At 53.2% G+C, this 15,252-nt stretch carries 12 protein-coding genes; 1 reads left to right on the top strand and 11 read right to left on the bottom strand.

What is annotated here, in order from left to right; genetic code table 11:
* From MHN01_RS04900 to nudF, 8 genes are all read right to left on the bottom strand, one after another.
* On the bottom strand, positions 1 to 274 hold a 274-nt coding region (locus MHN01_RS04900), incomplete at its 3' end, for an isopentenyl-diphosphate delta-isomerase (RefSeq protein ID WP_239410295.1).
* Between the two features lie 97 nt (positions 275 to 371).
* Positions 372 to 1,097, bottom strand: a complete 726-nt coding sequence (locus MHN01_RS04905) for a 1-acylglycerol-3-phosphate O-acyltransferase (RefSeq protein ID WP_075767069.1) — start codon at positions 1,095 to 1,097, stop codon at positions 372 to 374.
* A gap of 150 nt (positions 1,098 to 1,247) precedes the next feature.
* Positions 1,248 to 3,512 (bottom strand): DNA topoisomerase IV subunit A, encoded by a 2,265-nt coding sequence (gene parC, locus MHN01_RS04910; RefSeq protein WP_239410296.1) that lies wholly within the window; start codon positions 3,510 to 3,512, stop codon positions 1,248 to 1,250.
* Positions 3,513 to 3,616: 104 nt separating this feature from the next.
* Positions 3,617 to 5,500 carry a DNA topoisomerase IV subunit B gene (parE, locus tag MHN01_RS04915; RefSeq protein ID WP_239410297.1) on the bottom strand — a complete coding sequence of 628 codons (1,884 nt, stop codon included), beginning with the start codon at positions 5,498 to 5,500 and terminating at the stop codon, positions 3,617 to 3,619.
* Positions 5,501 to 5,642: 142 nt separating this feature from the next.
* Complete coding sequence (gene yqiA, locus MHN01_RS04920; RefSeq protein ID WP_239410298.1) at positions 5,643 to 6,221, bottom strand: esterase YqiA; 579 nt, start codon at positions 6,219 to 6,221, stop codon at positions 5,643 to 5,645.
* A complete protein-coding gene (gene cpdA / locus MHN01_RS04925) occupies positions 6,222 to 7,043 on the bottom strand; it encodes a 3',5'-cyclic-AMP phosphodiesterase (RefSeq protein WP_239410304.1) in 822 nt (273 codons plus the stop codon). It abuts the gene before it with no gap.
* Between the two features lie 36 nt (positions 7,044 to 7,079).
* Entirely contained in the window at positions 7,080 to 7,508 is a 429-nt protein-coding gene (locus MHN01_RS04930) for a DUF1249 family protein (RefSeq protein WP_255725052.1), read from the bottom strand.
* Between the two features lie 26 nt (positions 7,509 to 7,534).
* Entirely contained in the window at positions 7,535 to 8,173 is a 639-nt protein-coding gene (gene nudF / locus MHN01_RS04935) for an ADP-ribose diphosphatase (protein ID WP_239410299.1), read from the bottom strand.
* A 253-nt stretch (positions 8,174 to 8,426) separates the two neighbouring features.
* Here nudF and tolC point away from each other — a divergent pair, with 253 nt between their 5' ends.
* Entirely contained in the window at positions 8,427 to 9,710 is a 1,284-nt protein-coding gene (gene tolC / locus MHN01_RS04940) for an outer membrane channel protein TolC (protein ID WP_239410300.1), read from the top strand.
* 116 nt (positions 9,711 to 9,826) lie between these two features.
* Here tolC and hldE read toward each other — a convergent pair whose 3' ends face one another.
* From hldE to MHN01_RS04955, 3 genes are all read right to left on the bottom strand, one after another.
* Positions 9,827 to 11,257, bottom strand: a complete 1,431-nt coding sequence (hldE, locus tag MHN01_RS04945) for a bifunctional D-glycero-beta-D-manno-heptose-7-phosphate kinase/D-glycero-beta-D-manno-heptose 1-phosphate adenylyltransferase HldE (RefSeq protein WP_239410301.1) — start codon at positions 11,255 to 11,257, stop codon at positions 9,827 to 9,829.
* An 84-nt stretch (positions 11,258 to 11,341) separates the two neighbouring features.
* Positions 11,342 to 14,191 carry a bifunctional [glutamate--ammonia ligase]-adenylyl-L-tyrosine phosphorylase/[glutamate--ammonia-ligase] adenylyltransferase gene (glnE, locus tag MHN01_RS04950; protein WP_239410302.1) on the bottom strand — a complete coding sequence of 950 codons (2,850 nt, stop codon included), beginning with the start codon at positions 14,189 to 14,191 and terminating at the stop codon, positions 11,342 to 11,344.
* A gap of 141 nt (positions 14,192 to 14,332) precedes the next feature.
* A partial coding sequence (locus MHN01_RS04955; protein WP_239410303.1) for a methyl-accepting chemotaxis protein occupies positions 14,333 to 15,252 on the bottom strand: 920 nt, incomplete at its 5' end.

Below are 15,252 nucleotides of genomic sequence, written 5' to 3' on the forward strand. Positions count from 1 at the left end.
TTCCCATTTCTTCACCAAGGCGGCGTATACCGGCCTGCTCCATCGATTCCCCCTGACGCGGGTGGGAACAACAGGTATTGGTCCACAAACCGCCACTGTGGTACTTGCCCAGCGCTCGCTGCTGCATCAGAAACTCCCTGCCATTATCGGTTTCCCGGTACAACAACACGGAAAAGGCCAGGTGCAGTGCCCCGTCCCGGTGGGCCTGCATTTTTTCCTGTAGTCCCAGTTCCCGGCCTTGAGGATCCACTAAAACAACCTGTTCTTCGATCATGATATCTACATCTATATCTATAAAAGCAAAAAGGACACGCTAGGCATGTCCTTAATTTTATCCAGTAACGCTCTACAGGAGCTAAATTATAGCATCACTATTTTGCAGAACGCTGAACGGCTTCGGCATTGAGCTCAGCCAGTTTATTTTCCATGATTGTACGACACTGGTTAGATAACTGGCGAACATCTTCCTTGGTATACCCTTCAGTCACGACTGGCGGCATTACCTCAACAATCACCACGCCGTTATCCCAGCGATTCATGTTTACATGTTCAGTTGAGCTGCAGACAATAGGCACAACAGGTACACCGGCGCCAATCGCGGCATGAAATGCACCGGTCTTGAACGGCAGCAGGCCTCGACCACGTGAACGGGTTCCTTCCGGGAACATCCATACCGATACCTGAAGCTGCTTAATTTTCTCGACAATCTGGCTGATTGTCCCGGCAGCCCGACTGCGGTTCGCACGGTCAATCAGGATATTGCCCGTCAGCCAGTACAGCTGGCCGAATAACGGCATCCAGACAAGGCTTTTCTTACCGACGGTAACGGTACGGGGCATGATGGCACCAGATACAGTGAACAAGTCATAGTTGTTCTGGTGGTTGGCAATATAAATGCTGGCACCGACATCGTCGGCCCCTTCGGCATAGCGGAGTTCCAGTTTAATCCCAAAGATCCGGGCCATTTTACAAAAATGGCGACCCACATTATGAACATTTTTCGGGTTGCGCGGGCTCAGCAAACAGTAGCCACAGCCAAATACAAACATGACAACTGCAAAAATTGCGACAGCGACCATGCGCAATAAAAATATCATGGAACTCTCCTCAGCGTACAAGCGTTCGCTAGTATACTCAGGCAAGAGGAAATTACACCCTCTAAGTACACAAATTATTGTCTATGGGTTCAATATTATGAAAAAAGCCCTCTTTTTGAGGGCTTTTGATATCGACGACAATGGTGGCTGTTATTCGCCAGCCGGCGCGTCAGGCTGTTCGACTTCCATTCGGGTGACACGTTGCAGTCCCCGTGGAAGCAGCGATCCCCGTCGGCCACGCTCACCGCGGAAGTTATCAAGATCCGACGGCTTCAGCCCTAATTTACGCTTACCCGCATAAATTGTGACATGCCCATTTGCAGGCAGAACCACAAGCTGGGAAAGAAACTCTTCCCGCGCCTTGGAACGGGCTGCCGGAATGTTGATGATCTTATTCCCTTTACCTTTGCCCAACTGCGGCAGATCTTTGATCGGGAACAGCAGCATTCTACCTTCATTGGTAATAGCCAAAATCTCATCACTGTCAATCTGGTTGATTGGTTGAGGGGCCATCACTTCGGCATTCTCGGGAACCGTCAGCAGCGCCTTGCCACTCTTGTTCTTCGAGACCATATCTGATGTCTTACAGATAAAGCCGTAGCCGGCATCCGAGCCCATCAGCCATAGCTGATCATCATCCGCCATCATCACCTGCCGCATACTCGAGCCCGGCGTCAGGTTTAGACGACCGGTAATCGGCTCACCCTGGCTTCGTGCCGAAGGCAGAGTATGAGATTCCAGCGCATAACTTCGGCCATCTGTGCCGAGGAAAATCGCCGGCAGATTACTCTTGCCGCGGGCATGAGCCAGATAACCGTCACCGGATTTATAGCTCAGCGAGGTCGGATCCACCTCATGCCCCTTGGCATGACGGATCCAGCCTTTCTCCGACAGCACAACCGTAATGGCTTCGCTTGGTACCAGATCGCGCTCGGTCAGCGCTTTGGCCTCAGCACGCTCAACTAGCGGCGAGCGACGGTCATCACCGTATTTCTCGGCATCCGCCAACAGTTCTTTCTTAATCAGGGTATTGAGACGACGCTCTGATCCCAGCAGCTTCTCGAGCTTTTCACGCTCTTTCGATAGCTCGTCCTGCTCGCCACGGATCTTGATTTCTTCCAGCTTTGCCAACTGGCGCAGCTTGATTTCCAGAATCGCATCAGCCTGAGTTGCACTCAAGTCAAAGCGCGACATCAGCTCGGCTTTCGGATCATCCTCGGTACGGATGATCTCAATCACCTCATCAATGTTGAGATACGCAGCCAGCAAACCCTCAAGGATATGCAGGCGGGCAATCACTTTATCCAAACGGAACTGGAGGCGACGGCGAACCGTGTCACGACGAAACGCTAGCCACTCGGTAACAATCTGAACCAGCCCCTTCACCTGCGGACGCCCGTCAAGGCCCAGCATATTGAGGTTAACCCTGAAGCTCTTCTCCAGATCCGTAGAAGCAAACAGGTGATTCATCAGCTGTTCGCAGTCAATGCGGTTTGAACGTGGAACAATCACGATACGAGTCGGGTTCTCGTGATCGGACTCATCACGCAGATCATCGACCATCGGCAGCTTTTTGGCCCGCATCTGTGCGGCAATCTGCTCAAGCAGCTTCGAGCCGGAAACCTGATGCGGCAACGCCGTGATCACGATATCACCGTTTTCCTTGTGCCAGACGGCACGCATCTTAATGCTGCCGCGGCCGGTACGGTAGACTTTCTTCAAATCAGTCTTAGGCGTAATGATCTCTGCTTCTGTCGGATAGTCCGGCCCCTGGACAAACGTCATCAGCTCATCCAGCTCGGCTTTCGGGTTCTCAATCAGATGCACGGCCGCATTGGCCACTTCACGGGCATTATGCGGCGGGATATCCGTCGCCATACCAACGGCGATACCGGTTACCCCGTTCAGCAGAATATGCGGCAAGCGGGCCGGCAGCATCTTCGGCTCTTTCATCGTGCCGTCGAAGTTCGGAACCCAGTCAGCAGTACCCTGTCCCAGTTCACCAAGCAACACCTCGGAGAAGCGAGACAGACGCGATTCGGTATAACGCATTGCCGCGAACGATTTCGGATCATCCGGTGCACCCCAGTTCCCCTGTCCGTCCACCAGCGGATAACGGTAGGAGAACGGCTGCGCCATCAATACCATGGCTTCGTAACAGGCTGAATCACCATGAGGGTGATACTTACCCAGTACGTCACCGACGGTACGGGCCGACTTCTTGTATTTCGCCGTTGCTGACAGGCCAAGCTCTGACATTGCGTAGATAATACGGCGCTGTACAGGTTTCAGACCATCACCAATAAACGGCAAGGCACGATCCATGATTACGTACATGGAGTAATTGAGATAAGCGTCTTCGGTAAACTTCCTCAGCGGGAGCTGTTCAACGCCGTCCATTGAGACATCAGTCATCGTTGGGTATTCCGTTCAATCATTCTTTGCTACCGCCCGCCATCGGCAGGCAGTAGCCATCATATTTTGAGAAGGTCAGGGCTTCACGGCCTAGATAACGAGGCTTACACCTCAGCCATATCGCCTTTATCCTGCAGCCAGTAGCGACGGTCTTCCGCCCGTTTCTTGCCTAGCAGCATGTCCATCATTTCATTGGTCTGCTGATCATCATCAATGGTTAGCTGAACCAGACGGCGAGTATTCGGATCCATGGTGGTTTCACGCAGCTGAAGCGGGTTCATCTCACCCAGGCCTTTGAATCGCTGGACATTGATCTTGCCTCGCTTGCTGCTCAGGCGATCGATAATGCCATCTTTTTCGGCCTCATCCAGTGCGTAGTAAACTTCCTTGGCCAAATCAATCCGGTATAGCGGCGGCATGGCAATATAAACATGTCCTGCACGCACCAGTGCCTCGAAGTGCTTCATAAACAGCGCACACAGCAAGGTTGCAATGTGCAAACCATCGGAGTCCGCATCCGCGAGGACGCAGATTTTACCGTAGCGCAGTCCACTGAGATCATCACTGTCAGGATCAATACCCAACGCGACAGAGATATCATGGACCTCTTGTGAGGCCAGTACCTGATCGGCCGAGACTTCCCAGGTATTCAGGATCTTACCGCGTAGCGGCATAATTGCCTGGAACTCACGGTCTCGGGCCTGTTTGGCCGATCCGCCCGCCGAGTCCCCCTCCACCAGGAACAGCTCGGTCCGGCTAAGATCCTGCTGGGAGCAATCCGCCAGCTTACCCGGTAGGGCAGGGCCGGATGCCACTTTCTTACGTACCACCTTCTTGCTGGCACGCATACGGCGGTGGGCGTTGGCAATACACACTTCCGCCAGCTGTTCAGCCAATTGAGGACGCTCGTTCAGCCACAGGCTGAAGGCATCTTTCACCACCCCGGAAACAAACGCCGCGCACTGGCGCGAGGACAGTCGCTCTTTGGTCTGACCGGCAAACTGCGGATCCTGCATTTTCACCGACAGGACATAGGCACAGCGGTCCCAGATATCGTCGGCTGTCAGCTTGACCCCGCGTGGCAACATATTGCGGAACTCACAGAACTCACGCATCGCATCCAGCAGACCCTGTCGCAGACCGTTGACATGGGTACCGCCCTGCGCCGTCGGGATCAGGTTGACGTAACTTTCGGTGATCAGCTCACCGCCTTCCGGCAGCCACAGCAATGCCCAGTCGGCCGCTTCAGTCTGGCCGCTGAACACACCGGTAAACGGTTCTTCTGGCAGCAGGGTATAGCCTTTAACGCCTTCGGCAAGATAGTCCTTCAAACCATCTTCATAGCACCAGCGCAAAGTTTCATCGGTGTTCTTATCCGTAAAGACGATCTCAAGCCCCGGGCACAAGACCGCCTTGGCTTTGAGCACACTCTTAAGGCGCGAGACCGAGAATTTCGGGCTGTCGAAATACTGGGCAGCTGGCCAGAAGTGAACCCGGGTTCCCTTGGCACGACGTCCGCAAGTACCAATGACTTCCAGCTCGGACACCTTATCGCCGTTTTCAAACGCAATTTGGTAGATTTGTCCTTCGCGCTTCACAGTCACTTCGACGCGTGTCGACAGGGCATTCACCACCGAGATACCAACCCCGTGCAGACCACCGGAGAACTGGTAGTTCTTGCCGGAGAACTTACCACCGGCATGCAGCTTACAGAGGATCAGCTCAACGCCTGATACCCCTTCTTCCGGGTGGATGTCCACCGGCATACCACGGCCGTCATCAATGACCTCAAGGGACTGATCCGCATGGAGGATGACTTCAACTTTGCGGGCATGGCCGGCCAATGCTTCATCGACACTGTTATCGATAACCTCTTGACCGAGGTGGTTAGGCCTGACCGTATCGGTGTACATGCCGGGACGGCGGCGTACTGGCTCAAGGCCATTGAGAACCTCAATGGCTCCAGCGTTATAGCTTTGATCTGTCATATTACGGAAGTTTACGAGAAAATTTTTGCCACAATAGTCAGTAACCCCAGCCCGGTTGTCAAGCTGAGGTCGAGGATAATGCCCACAATTGTGAGTCCGGCTCCATCACCCGTCAATCGGCGATTACCCGCCAGCCAACGGTTTAGAGCCCTAGAAACTTAATGATTTCAGCGGGGAAACGGTCGAAACCGATAAAACTGTGATCGCCTTCGGGCTCCACGGTTTGCTTACAGCCGGCATATTTTGCAACAGCCTGGCGGTAATCGAGCACTTCGTCACCTTCCTGCTGCATCAGCCAAAATAGCTCAGGCGTCGTGATTTCCGGTACATCCATCTGCTTCAGCTCATCCATATGTTTGGCCTCCAGCAGATAACGCTCGCCCGTATAGGGATTTTCCTGCTCCCCGAGGTAATCGACCAACAACTCATACGGCTTAACGGCAGGGTTAACCACCACAGCCGGAAGTTGGTAGCGATGATTGAGCCAGGTTGAAATATAAACCCCCAAGGAGCTGCCTACTAGCCCAATTTGATAATCTTGTCGCAGCGAGCGAACAAGATTATCGATGAAACTTGCCGCCTCGGCCGGGTAACACGGCATTTGCGGGATCTCAACGCGAATATCCGGGCGGTGCTGACGGCAATACTCTGCCATCTCCGTCGCCTTCAGCGATTTCGGTGAACTATTAAAGCCATGGATATACAGTAACAGCGGTTTCATCTAGTATCCGCCTGCGTCGAACTGGGGAGCGAAACACTCACCCTGCAACCGGGACACCGAGGTCACAACCCGGCCATCGGCCATGAGCTCAAGGTAACGCCAGCCCGGGTTAAGCTTATCCAACGCAAAATCGTTAGAATCGGGCTGGAACTGAATACAGGTCGACGGCGTCGCCAGTACCTGTACCCCATGGTAGATTCGATCCAGCTCCTGATGAATATGGCCACACAACACCGCCTTTACCTGTTGCGGGTATTTATCCACGACCTTCCAAAATGCGTCGGCATTATGCAACTTATGCTGATCCAGCCAGGCACTGCCAGCCTCCAGAGGGTGGTGGTGTAACAACACCAGCGCGTGGCGCTGAGGCTGAGACGCCAGTGCCTCGTCCAGCATCGTTAGCTGTGCATCGCTCAACTCCCCGTGCGGGACACCCTGGACCTGGCTGTCTAGCAAGATCACCTGCCAGTGCTCGCCGGCCAGTACCTGCTGGCAAGGCTTGATTTGCGGAGACGGTAACACCGAGGACATACTCGGCTGATAGTCATGGTTACCCGGCAGCCAGAAACATGGCTGCGACCAACGCGCAATACCGTCGCTAAAACGCTGATAAGACCGTTCACTATGATCCTGTGAGATATCACCGGTTGCAACCACAGCATCAAACGGACGCGCAGCCGCATCGACAGCATCCAATACGGCATGGAAGCTGTCTTTGGTCGCGACGCCCAGCAAGCTACCTGCCTCATTGGCAAATAGATGGGTATCGGTGATTTGAAGGAGAACCACACTGTCTGGGTTCGTCTGAGGCAGAGAATACATCTGCAAAACGTCAAAAACCTTGTTTATCTAATACTGTTAACAAACCGATTGTTTGCTGATCCCATTTTTCAGGCAATAGGCCAGCCAGTCACCCAAGAAGCGGTTCACTTGATGTTTTTCATCTTTCTGGTGCATCCGCAAATTTGGGTAATCATACCTCGGCTTAAGCCGAGAAATCTGCTGAGCGGTACACACTTCTGCCACTCTGGCATCGTGGTATAACCGCACTGTGAGTCGGGGGATCAGGTAATCCGGAAGCTCCCCGTCAGCACGCTGCCACAGCTCGATCACTGTGGTGTAGCGGGTCGATTCCGTGATTCGCAACTGGTATTCGTGCTCAAAAACCTTATATACGCACTCGTCTCCCACCTGATCTGTTTTTGGCAGTAATGGGAGCAACTTCGCATAGTTAGTTTCATACAAACGCATGATTCCTGCAAAATCAACGGTATATCTTTTATTCAATCGGTGTCCTTAAACCAATGGACTGGTTATTGAGCCTGAGCCTGTAATCTTAAATAGTTTAGCTGCAACCATTGTAGCGCAATGATTGAGGCTGCATTCTCAATTTTACCAGATTCAATCCACTGGTATGCTTCCTGTCGAGATACCACATGCACCCGAATGTCTTCGCCTTCATGGGCCAGGCCATGAATCCCCTGGGCCTTGGTGCTATCGACACGACCGACAAAGACATCAAGCATTTCGGAACAACCACCGGAGCTCGACAGATAGCGGGTAATTTTTTCCAGTTCGGTCACCGTTACACCGGCTTCCTCTACGGCCTCGCGATTCACCACATTCTCGGCGGTCTCGTTCGGCTCGATAATGCCGGCCACAATTTCCAGCTGCCAAGGCGAGCAATCTGCCGCCATAGCGCCGACTCGAAACTGTTCGACCAACACTACGTTATCTTCAACTGGATCATAAGGTAACAAAGCAGCGGCATGACCACGCTCGAACAACTCCCGTTCAAGCGGCTCACTCCAGCCTCCGGCAAAAAGTTTATGGCGAAAACGATATTTCACCATGCTGAAATATCCCTGATACAGCGTCTCCGTCGACAAAACTTCAACATCATCTTTGCTATAAACATCCGGCGCAGAGCCTGAAGGCAACTCGTTACTCATTATGCTTTCTCCCTTTGCTCTATATCTTTTCATTCAAAATGGCTGGCAGCAATGATTTAATTCAACATTTATGACAAATATTATGATTTTTTTTAAGTCCAATTTTGTAGTTGGATAGATTACAATCACATATGATTAAGTAAACAGCGTAAAACTAAGTAAAAATGAACAACGATCAGTTTCAGGCAAGGTTTCTTCGGATAGACTGATTGCTTTGATCTCTTTTTTTTTGTCAGGACCAGGAAAGGCATCCATGAAAAAATTGCTTCCGCTTATTATTAGCGTTGCGCTTGGCGGTTTCAGCCAGGCAGCACTGGCTGATGATTTAGCCGATATCTACCAACAAGCCAAACAAAACGATCCTCAGCTGCTTCGTGCTGCTGCCGATAAAGACGCAGCATTTGAAAAGATTAATTCATCACGCAGTGCACTGTTGCCGCAAATTGATCTAGATGCGGGTTATGGCATATCACGCATGGACGGTGATACCGACGGCCTTAGTGGCAAGCTGAGTCTAAGCCAATCACTTTACAATCGCTCCAGTTGGGTAAGCCTCGACATTACCGAGAAACAGGCTCGCCAGCGAGATGCCGCTTACGCGACCTCTCAGCAAGGGCTGATCCTACGTGTTTCCGAAGCTTACTTTGCAGTATTGCGTGCAATGGATGACCTTGAATTTGTCCGCGCCGAAAAAGCCGCGGTCGGTCGTCAGCTCGAACAAACCAAACAGCGCTTCGAAGTTGGTTTGTCGGCAATCACCGATGTGCATGATGCCCAAGCTCAGTACGATAGCGTACTGGCCGATGAGATCCTGAATGAAAATGAGCTGACCAACAGCTATGAAGGGCTGCGCGAGATCACTGGCCAGGAGCATACCGACCTGAGTATCCTTGATACCGGTCGCTTCTCAGCCAGCCGTCCGCAAGGCAAGGTTCTGGAACTAATTAAAGATGCCGAAACCGAAAACCTTAGCTTACTGACCTCGCGCATTTCACAAGACATCGCCCGCGATCAGATTGCACTTGCTGAGTCCGGCCATCTGCCAACTTTGTCATTCACTACCGACTACAGCTACGACGACAAGAACCCAGCAACCGATGACGGTACGCTAAATGCAGGTATCAATCTAAACCTGCCACTCTACACTGGTGGCCGCGTGACCTCTGAAGTCAAGCAGGCGCAGTTCTCCTATGTCTCTTCCAGCGAACAGCTAGAGGAAGACTACCGTAGCGTAGTCAAGGATGTCCGCGCCTTCTACAACAACATCAACGCCTCTATCGGAGCTCTTCGTGCTTACCAGCAGTCAGTGATTTCTGCCAAGTCTGCACTTGAAGCAACCGAAGCCGGTTTTGATGTCGGTACCCGTACCATTGTTGACGTGCTGGATGCGACCCGCCGCCTGTACGATGCCAACCGTCAGCTTGCCAATGCTCGCTATGACTACATCCTGAACCAGCTAAGACTGAAACAGGCTGTCGGCTCCCTCAACGAGCAAGACGTCCTGGATGTTAATACTGGCCTGATGGCAGCCAAATAACCGACTCAATCATAGGTATAAACCCCATTAAAAAAGCGCCATCCGAGGATGGCGCTTCTGTTATCTATAAGATGCTGTACTTTGCTAAGTTCGAGCAATGTAAGGCGATAGCTCTATTACCCGCGACCGCCACGGATAGCTTCGATGATTTCTGTCGTTGAACAGCCATCTTCAAAATTCAGTACCCTGACCTCGCCACCAGCAGCAACCACTTCCTGGCCACCGGCAATCTCTTCCGGCTTGTAGTCACCGCCTTTGACCAACAGGCTTGGCAGAATTTCACTGATAAGGCGCTGTGGTGTTTCTTCGCTAAACGGCACCACCCAGTCAACGGCACCAAGTCCGGCTAATACAGCCATACGGCGGTCTTCAGGGTTAACTGGTCGTCCTGGTCCTTTCAAAGTCTGTACCGAGCTATCCGAGTTAACCGCGACAATCAGGCGATCACCCAACTTGGCAGCTTCATTCAAATAAGCAACATGGCCAGCATGCAGAATATCAAAGCAACCATTGGTCATAACAACCTTCTCGCCACGCGCTCTGGCTGCCTTGACAGCCTGCTTGAGCTGGGCTTCGGCGATCACACCAAAACCACTATCCTGACTACCATGAATCGCTTCAGTCAGCTCAATCGTAGACAGCGTCGAGGTACCCAGCTTGGCAACCACAACACCGGCTGCAGCATTAGCCAGCTTACAGGCATCCGACAGCGATTTACCTGCCGCCAACGATGCCGCCAGTACCGAAATGACAGTATCACCGGCACCGGTAACGTCATAAACTTCCTGCGCCAATGTCGGCATATGCAACGGTTCCTGACCTTTTTGCAGCAGGGTCATACCGTGCTCGCTGCGCGTGACCAGCAAGGCTTCAAGGTCGAACTGCTCAATCAGGCCAAAGCCTCTTTCAACCAGTTCCTCGTCAGTATTGACCTTGCCTACGACAGCTTCGAACTCTGAAAGGTTCGGTGTCAGCAGCGTCGCACCACGGTAGCGCTCAAAATCAGTTCCTTTCGGATCGACCATCACAGGCACGCCAGTCTTGCGGGCCATTTGGATCATTGCCTGGACATGCTCCAGCGCGCCTTTGGCATAGTCAGACAGGATCATCGCTTTGACATTCGGCAACGACTGCTCGAGGCGCGGCAGAATCATATCGGCCGCAACATCATGGAAACCTTCTTCAAAATCGAGGCGGATCAGCTGCTGGCCACGGCTCATTACCCGGAGCTTGGTAATGGTCGGATAATCCGGCAGTGATACGAAATCACAGCGAACATCCAACGATGACAGTTTTTCGTTCAGCGCTTTCGCCGGCTCATCTATCCCCGTCAGGCCAACCAGGCGAGCATGACCTCCCAGCGCTGCAATATTCATTGCCACGTTAGCCGCGCCGCCCGGGCGCTCTTCGATCTGATCGACCTTAACAACAGGCACAGGCGCTTCAGGCGAGATACGCCCGGTTGGTCCATACCAATAACGGTCTAGCATGACATCACCAACCACCAAAACACCTGCTTGATCATAATCAGGAAGAGTCAGTTTCATTATTATCTCCGGGGTAGAAAAACTGAGAAGAAAAACCGAGAAATACTATCACAAAGCCTCGGGGCTGTTTACCTTTCATCGCCTTTACTGTTGAAGGCACTGTTGCCAAACCTGCTGGACCACCTCGCGCTCGGCTACAAATTGATCTTCAGGCACATACGCCGACAGGCCCAACAAATTGAGACGATGAATTTCATCACGCATATGGCAATAGGCCAGCTTAAGCGCCTGTACATCCTGAATACTGAGGATCTCGCACTCGGCCATCGTATCGAAGATACGAACATTATCAGACCAGCGGGTCAGGTCCCGCTCACTGCTGGCATGCTGTAAGACCAGATACTGGGCAATAAATTCTATATCCGTGATCCCGCCTTCGTCCTGCTTGAGGCCAAACATGCCGGCTTTCTTGCTGCCAAGGTGCTCACGCATCTTATGACGCATCTCCACCACTTGCTGCTGTAAGACCGCCATTTCGCGAGATTGCATCAAAATAGCCTGCCGTACCTTGGTAAATGCCTGCTGCAACGGGCTGTCACCATATACCATACGTGCCCTCACCAGTGCCTGGTGCTCCCAGGTCCAGGCCTCCTGTTGCTGGTACTCGGCAAAAGCCTCCATAGTACTGACCAGCAACCCGGATGCACCCGACGGGCGTAAACGCACGTCTACTTCATACAGCACTCCGGACGAGGTTCGGGTTGAGAACAGGTGGACGATCCTTTGTGCCAGCCTGAGGTAGAACTGGCGGCCGTCGATTTCCTTCTTGCCAGTGGTATAGACATTTGCCGGACAGTCATGGAGAAACACCAGATCGAGATCGGAGCCATAGCCCAGCTCCCAACCACCGACCTTACCATAACCCAGTACGCCAAAGCCCTTGCCGTCACGGTCCTGAAGATGGGATGGCTCGCCATACTTCTCGACCATCTGAAGCCAGGCCTGATTGACCACGGCTCCGATAATCGCTTCGGCCAGGTAAGTGAGGTGATCGCTGACTTTCATCAGCGGCAGTGCACCAGCAATATCAGCCGCAGCGATTCGCAGCAGCTGCGCCTGCTTAAATTGGCGGATAGCTTCCATCTGCTGCTCCATATCCTCTTCCGGGATCCGTGCCAGGTACTCGTACAGCTCATACTGATACTGATCCAGCGGTGTCGGATTATAGAGATGCTGAGGATCCAGCAGCTCATCGAGCAAAATCGGATATTGCGTCAATTGCTCGGCCACCATCGGGCTGGCAGCACAAAGGCGGACCAGCTGATCCAGTGCTGCCGGGTGCTCGCTCAACAGCTCAAGGTACGTTGTCCGGGTTGCCACCCGAACAATCAGTTTGGTAACCCGTGCCAGAACCTGAGCGGCATCCGGGCGAGGCACAATGCGCGCTAAGACCTCCGGCATCAGTTTTGCCAGTACCTCCCGGCCCCGGGGCCCCAGGGTACGCTTGGACAATTCCGCCTTCATTCCCATTAACGTGCTGGCCTGGCTGTCTACGTCCGAGGCCGACAGCTCGTCAAGAATGCTGAGCAATACCTCTTCATTCTTCACCATGGCCCACATCTCGTGGTACTGGGTATCGGCAGCAGAGTGAACCTCTTCCTCCTCGGTGCCGATAATGTTCTCGAATACCTGATGTATCGCGCCCATATGGCTTTCAACCGCCGACAGCAATGCAGTCCAGTCATCATACCCCATCGCAAAGGCCAAACGATGCTGATCCAACACTTTGTCCGGCAAGGTTTGGGTTTGCTTGTCATCGATCGCCTGCAGCAAGTTCTCCAGCCGGCGCAAGAAACAGTATCCCTGTTCAAGGTCGGTAACCTGCTCTTGCGGCAACAGCGCCAGCTGCTTCATTGCCGAAAGAGTTTCAAGCAGCCCGCGATGGCGCAGGCTGGGCTCGCGTCCGCCGCGGATCAGCTGAAACGACTGGGCAATAAACTCGACCTCACGGATCCCGCCTGGCCCCAGCTTAATATTGTTGTTCAGGCCACGGCGACGAACCTCACTGCTGATCATCGATTTCATTCGCCGCAGAGACTGAATGGCACTGAAGTCGATATAGCGACGGAACACGAAAGGCCGTAACATCTGGCGCAGCTCCTGGTACTGGCTGAAGCTTTCTCGCCCCATCACCCGCGCTTTGATCATCGCATAGCGCTCCCAGTCCCGCCCTTGCTCCTGGTAATAATCTTCGAGGGCCGCATAGCTCATCACTAACGGGCCGCTGTCACCAAACGGACGCAATCGCATATCGACCCGGTAGCAAAAACCGTCGAATGTCTGCTGATCCAGCGCCTTGATCAATCGCTGTCCCAAGCGGGTAAAAAACTGGGCATTGGCCAGACTACGTCGCCCACCTTCGGTTTCGCCGTTTTCCGGATAGGTAAAGATCAAGTCAATATCCGAGGAAAAGTTCAGCTCGGCACCACCAAGCTTGCCCATGCCGAGGATCAGCATTGGCTGCGCCTCTCCCTGAGCATTCATCGGGGTGCCCCACTCCTTGCAGCATTGGGCATACAGCCAGTTATAAGCTTCCATAATCAGGGCTTCAGCCAGCTGCGACAGGTGCTCAAGGCTTTGTGTCAGCGAGTTCTTCCCCGTGAAATCACGCCAAGCAATCCAAGTCATCTCCTGGCGACGAAAAGCCCGAAGCAGGCGCATCAGGCTATTCTCATCTGTCGCCGCAGCCAGCTTAACGGCAAGCTGCTGGCGATACTGGCTGGCATGCTCTGTATCATCAGCATGATCTGCCAGCCAAGGTAGCAGTTGGCTATCCCGGATAATCGAAGCAGTGACAAAATCACTGCAACCAAGGACCTGCCGCAGTTCCTGCAAACGATCTGCAGGCCACTGGGCCAGCTGCTCAGGATGGGCACTCTGAATTTTTTCGATGGCTTTGTCGGCAGCGGTGATCAACGGAGCAGGCTGGTTCATCTCGATTCCTTAATTCAATTCCCTGGCAAAGCGGGTTAAATGCTTATTAGCAATAACATAACACAACGCCCGCTAGTTAGCGGGCGTTGTCAGTTAACTGGCTCACGTTCCGGAAACGTGGCAGCCGTTTACAAGCGGTCGTCAGACTTGAAAAGCCTGGATTTTGCCTTCCAGCTCTGTTGCATGGTTCTGCATCGTCTCCGATGTTTCCGTCAGCTCGGTGACTACCACCACCGAAGCTTCCACCAGCTCGCGAACATTGGTCAGGTTCTGGCTCATTTCATCGGCCACTGCACTCTGCTGCTCGGCAGCGGATGCGATCTGGAAGTTCATATCATTGATACGCTGGACCTGGTCAACGATCTTGTCCAGTTCGCCCCCGGCGTTGGTTACAAGATCCACCCCTTCGGCGGCTTCCACCACACTCTGCTCCATCAGGCCAACAGCCTGTTGGGCACTATTTTGCAACAGCGAGATCATTTCCTGGATCTCGACCGTGGCCTGCTGGGTACGCTGGGCCAGATTTCGCACTTCGTCGGCAACAACGGCAAAACCACGGCCAGCATCACCGGCACGGGCCGCCTCGATAGCTGCATTCAGTGCCAGCAAGTTAGTCTGCTCGGAGATACTCTGGATAGTGACAATCACGCTGCCAATTTGCTCGACACGCTCCTCAACCTGGTTCACCGCATTCGCCGACTGGCTGATATCCTGCGATAGCTGATTGATGGTGCCGATAGTCTGTGAAACGAACTGCTGCCCCTGAGTCGCCTGCTCTGAGGTTCCTTCGGTGGCATTCGACGCTTCGCGGGCATGATCGGCCACAGTCTGGACCGTCGAGGTCATCTCGCTCATCGCCGAGGCCAGTTGGTCAACTTCGTTGAACTCCTCCTGCGCCGACTCCTTGGTTTCCATCATGCTGATTGACATCACTTCAGCCAGCCCAGACAGCTCAGAAGCCGCATCACGCTGGTTGTGGATCACTTCTTTCAGCTGGATCCGGGTCTTTTCCAGCTCACGGGCCAAGTCGCCGTACTCATCGCGGCATTCCATCTCAATCG

It is taken from the genome of Photobacterium sp. OFAV2-7 (assembly GCF_022347985.1).
Lineage (GTDB): Bacteria > Pseudomonadota > Gammaproteobacteria > Enterobacterales > Vibrionaceae > Photobacterium.

Excerpts from the sequence above, each read along its gene's own strand:
- parE (WP_239410297.1), bottom strand. The coding sequence starts at position 5,500 with ATGACAGATCAAAGCTATAACGCTGGAGCCATTGAGGTTCTCAATGGC.
- glnE (WP_239410302.1), bottom strand. The coding sequence starts at position 14,191 with ATGAACCAGCCTGCTCCGTTGATCACCGCTGCCGACAAAGCCATCGAA.
- cpdA (WP_239410304.1), bottom strand. The coding sequence starts at position 7,043 with ATGTATTCTCTGCCTCAGACGAACCCAGACAGTGTGGTTCTCCTTCAA.
- parC (WP_239410296.1), bottom strand. The coding sequence starts at position 3,512 with ATGACTGATGTCTCAATGGACGGCGTTGAACAGCTCCCGCTGAGGAAG.
- nudF (WP_239410299.1), bottom strand. The coding sequence starts at position 8,173 with ATGAGTAACGAGTTGCCTTCAGGCTCTGCGCCGGATGTTTATAGCAAA.
- hldE (WP_239410301.1), bottom strand. The coding sequence starts at position 11,257 with ATGAAACTGACTCTTCCTGATTATGATCAAGCAGGTGTTTTGGTGGTT.
- yqiA (WP_239410298.1), bottom strand. The coding sequence starts at position 6,221 with ATGAAACCGCTGTTACTGTATATCCATGGCTTTAATAGTTCACCGAAA.
- MHN01_RS04905 (WP_075767069.1), bottom strand. The coding sequence starts at position 1,097 with ATGATATTTTTATTGCGCATGGTCGCTGTCGCAATTTTTGCAGTTGTC.
- tolC (WP_239410300.1), top strand. The coding sequence starts at position 8,427 with ATGAAAAAATTGCTTCCGCTTATTATTAGCGTTGCGCTTGGCGGTTTC.